This is a genomic window from Flavihumibacter sp. CACIAM 22H1 (assembly GCF_001601815.1).
Lineage (GTDB): Bacteria > Bacteroidota > Bacteroidia > Chitinophagales > Chitinophagaceae > Flavihumibacter.
In genome coordinates, this window is the sequence record NZ_LUKG01000148.1 from 1 (window position 1) to 4026 (window position 4026).

Below are 4026 nucleotides of genomic sequence, written 5' to 3' on the forward strand. Positions count from 1 at the left end.
ATGCTGGCTATTTCATTGGCTCGTTTACGGTGTTTGTCGCAAATCACCATTTCGGCATTAAAATAGCTGGCAATCTCACGGATTCTGTTAGCGCTTCCCACGTCAGGGGCCGCAAAGGTAAGGTTTTCCAGTTTTAACTGCTCAATATATGGGATAAAAATTACCGAGCTGTCTAGGTGATCCACCGGGATATCGAAATACCCCTGGATCTGTGGGGCATGCAAGTCCATGGTTATCACTCGGTCAGCCCCTGCTGCCGTAAGCATATTGGCAATCAGTTTGGAACCGATGGCAACCCGGGGCTTGTCTTTCCTGTCTTGTCGGGCATAGCCATAATAAGGAATAACTGCTATTACTTTGTAAGCAGATGCCCGCCTGGCGGCATCAATCATCAGCAGGAGTTCCATCAGGTTATCCGCCGGGGAAAAAGTGCTCTGGATAAGAAAAACAACATCCCCTCGAATGCTTTCCTGGTAAACTGTCTGAATTTCCCCGTCGCTGAATTTCTGGATATTGATCCGGCCTAAAGGTATTCCGTAGCTGTTGGCGATTTTTTCTGCCAGGTACTGAGAACCGGTACCTGAGAAGATTTTTGCAGTCATAGAAGAAATATTCTAGCGGCGAAGATAACCATTGAAGTAAATAGTACGCAGGTAGCCGCAAGAAAATGGTCAAATTTGAAAAGGGGTGTGCTAATTGCACACCCCTTTTCTACCTGTCAACATTAACTTATTTATCTGGAAGCCACTACGTGAGGGGCCGCCTGTGGTGCAGATACCGTCTTAAGAGTGCCTATCGGTTCCGCATTATAATTATTTACCGCGTGGAAAATAGCGGAGCAAATAAAAATGGAAAAAAATAGGGCTACTACATAGATTCCTATGCAAAACAACATAGATTGGAATCCGCCTAATACATTGAAAGTACGGGAATTCATAGTTTACTGGTTTTAGTTTTTCGACAAAAGGATCAATTGGATAATCGGGTTAAAAACCCCGTTTCAAAGCATAAAATTATTTATTAATCTTACTTTATGCAAGCGCAAAACCACTCAATTAAATTATGGGCAAAAGACGATCGTCCGCGCGAAAAATTACTTAGTAAAAGTCCTATTCAACTAAGTGATGCCGAACTTATTGCCCTCCTGCTGAATAATGGAAATAAGCAAAAAACCGCTCTGGATTTAGCCAGGGAATTGCTACAGTTGGGGCAAAACAACCTTTTTGAACTGGGAAAACTGTCGGTTTATGAGCTAATGAAGGTGAAAGGGGTCGGAAAAGCAAAAGCGGTAACTATTGCCGCCGCCATGGAACTGGCCAAAAGAAGACAATTAAGCCAGGCATTACACCTTAAATCGGTAAGTAGCAGCCAGGAAGTTGCCCTGCTTTTACAGCAGGAATTCGGAGATTTTCGCCATGAAATATTCCTGGTATTGTTCCTGAACAGGGCCAACAAAATAAAACACAAGGAAATTATCAGTACCGGCGGACTTACCGGAACCGTGGCCGATCCCCGTATAATTTTACGAAAGGCCATTGAGCAGGACGCAGTTTCTCTCATACTTTGCCACAACCACCCTTCGGGTAATCTTACGCCTTCCAAAGCAGATGAAGAACTGACCAGAAAAATAAAAGAAGCCGGCCGACTGCTTGATATACGGGTCCTTGACCACCTGATTGTTAGCCAGGATGGTTTTTTCAGCTTTGCCGACCAGGGACTGCTCTAAATCAGGCCTGCGCCGCAGGGCCACCAAAATTCATAGGTACCTGAATTTCTTCCAGGTCCTTAATATCCCCGTTTACATCTTCAAACCGCTCAATGTTTTCAATTAATGCCTTCATAAAACGCTTGGCATGCTGGGGGGTCAGTATAATACGGGATTTAACGCGGCTCTTAGGGGTGCCGGGCATTACGTTTACAAAATCAATGACAAACTCTGCATGAGAATGGGTGATAATAGCCAGGTTGGCATATTCCCCTTCCGCCATCTCTTCTGATATTTCTATGTTCAACTGGTTCTGCTGATTGCTATTATTCTCCATTATAAACGATTAAAGGTCAAAAATACTATTTCTTGCCCAACTGTTCCTACCAATTGAGCATCACCTGAAATTTCCATTCGGACCGCTTATTCCCCTGGATTTCATCCCAACCAGACCCACTTGAATTTTTGTTCGTAAAACCGGTATGTGACCACCTCAGCCACCATTTTACAGCAACGCTACCCAGGAAGGAGGGTTTGAGCCGCCCCTGCCACTGCAAATAATACCGCCAGCCATGGTCGAAAAAAGCCGGTATGGAATAGCTGTATAACAGATCTCGTTCATAGGAATATATGCGACTGCTATAGCCATCTGTTTGAAACCAGTGCAGTCGACCGGCAAGCTGCCAGCCCAGCCTGGAAACCGGCCCTTTTAAATCAGCATACATCCCAGTTCCGGTTTGCATCACCCCCTCTTTTTTAAACCAAACCTGGTCTAAGCGGGCACTAAAATGCCAGTTATTAGGCAAGTTTTTTTCCAGGTGAACCCGGAGATTGTGTTGGACGACCGGTACAATTGAATAGGTTGGTAACCCCGAAAGGTTTTCCATTCCGGACCGGGTGCGGAAAATGCCGTAAACAAGCCAGCTTCGCTTTTTTTGCCATTGCAACTGTACACGAGCCTCCCTTCCTCCAGAAGGAGCAGCTATTCGGAAACGCAACCAGGGAAAACGATAAAAATCCACATAAAAATTCAGTCTCCATCGAGGATCTGGCCTGACAACAACACTACTGTAAATCCCTTCTTCATTTCTTATAGCGGCTTGCTCTGCCAGGGCGTTGGCATAATAAGAATGGTAGCCGGGTTGAAAATGCCGAATTACCAGGGTCCCATCCATTTTGGAATCCAGGCTGGCTATGATCCCCTGCAAAACAGCCCAGCCCTTCCCCCCTTTTGCTATTTCACCAAATAAAAAAAACTGTTTTTTTACCACCGTATAATCGATGGACTGGTGTACGGAAGTCTTACCCCTGAAATAATATTGATTATAGGGTTCTTCTCTTGGCATCCAGGGAAGTGAATAATGCTGGTACAAATTATTCACATTCAACCTGAATCCCTTACCCTGGTAACGTAGAATAGAACCTGCAACAAACTCTGTAAGCCTGTTCCTGGCTGCCAGTTCGGTACTTGTTCGATGATACCCCGATTCGGAAAAACTACTGAAAGACACCGGTTCCTGCCCATCGAACCGTAGGGTAGCAGATCGTTTTCGTTTTGAAACCCAGGAAACCGTTTCCCATTTTCCTTTAGCCAGCTGAATAGCTGCTCCCCTGAAAAAATTGATTTCGCCGGCAGAACGATAGGGTTTCAAAACGGCCCCCTGCCTGAAAACACCGGCACCATCAGCCCCTTTACCAAATGCCATTCCCTGCCAAATCAAAAGTCCCTGGCCGGCATTGATCGTATAATCTCCCAGCGCTATTGCTTTTATATTCTTTAAACCCCTGAAAAAAACATGGAATCCAATAAAATCAGCGGTTCTTTTTAGTGTTCTGCCAAACATTTCACCCGCATCTTTTTCCAAACCAAACCCGGCCAAAATCACCCGGTTAAATTGGGCAGTATACCGTATAAATAAACGTTGCGGAGATCCCTGATACCTGCTTTTCCCTGTTGAATCGGGCTGAAATCCCTTTGATTCCTCCAACACACGGCTGGTCCGGAACAGCAATTGCTGTTCCTCTTTTTCACCTGCACTATTTTTCCTCCATGGAAAGGCGCTTTGGGGAGAAAAATCCAGGTACGGAAGCAATTTTTTAATTAGTGCAATATCCCAGTAAGGAATTGCCTGGAGTTCATATTTATCGGTTGGAAATCCGAATAAGCTGCAATATTCCCGGAAGGAACGGATTTGCTGCGGACTCAACTCCAAGAGCAGAAAATGTGCTTCGGTAAACCTGGAAACAGGGATAGGTCCTCTTTTCAACTGTTCTAATTCCAGCAGCAATTCATCCTGTTCGGGTTCCCGTTCCTGTTGTTC

The 4026-nt window shown here is 45.1% G+C and carries 4 protein-coding genes; 1 reads left to right on the plus strand and 3 read right to left on the minus strand.

The genetic code is table 11. From position 1 onward, the window contains the following. The coding region (gene prs / locus A1D16_RS21330; protein ID WP_290713611.1) for a ribose-phosphate diphosphokinase at window positions 1–602 on the minus strand (602 nt) is incomplete at its 3' end. 431 nt (window positions 603–1033) lie between these two features. Between prs and radC the strand changes: the two genes are divergently transcribed. Continuing rightward, on the plus strand, window positions 1034–1726 hold the full coding sequence (gene radC / locus A1D16_RS21335; protein ID WP_290713615.1) for a DNA repair protein RadC: 693 nt from the start codon (window positions 1034–1036) through the stop codon (window positions 1724–1726). Window position 1727: 1 nt separating this feature from the next. Here the strand turns inward: radC and A1D16_RS21340 are convergent, their stop codons facing one another. Both A1D16_RS21340 and A1D16_RS21345 read right to left on the minus strand, forming a co-directional pair. Then, complete coding sequence (locus tag A1D16_RS21340; RefSeq protein WP_290713618.1) at window positions 1728–2042, minus strand: DUF3467 domain-containing protein; 315 nt, start codon at window positions 2040–2042, stop codon at window positions 1728–1730. A gap of 46 nt (window positions 2043–2088) precedes the next feature. Then, on the minus strand, window positions 2089–4026 hold a 1938-nt coding region (locus A1D16_RS21345), incomplete at its 5' end, for a hypothetical protein (RefSeq protein ID WP_290713620.1).

Coding starts and splice junctions, on each gene's coding strand:
- A1D16_RS21340 (WP_290713618.1), bottom strand. CDS start 2,042: ATGGAGAATAATAGCAATCAGCAGAACCAGTTGAACATAGAAATATCA.
- radC (WP_290713615.1), top strand. CDS start 1,034: ATGCAAGCGCAAAACCACTCAATTAAATTATGGGCAAAAGACGATCGT.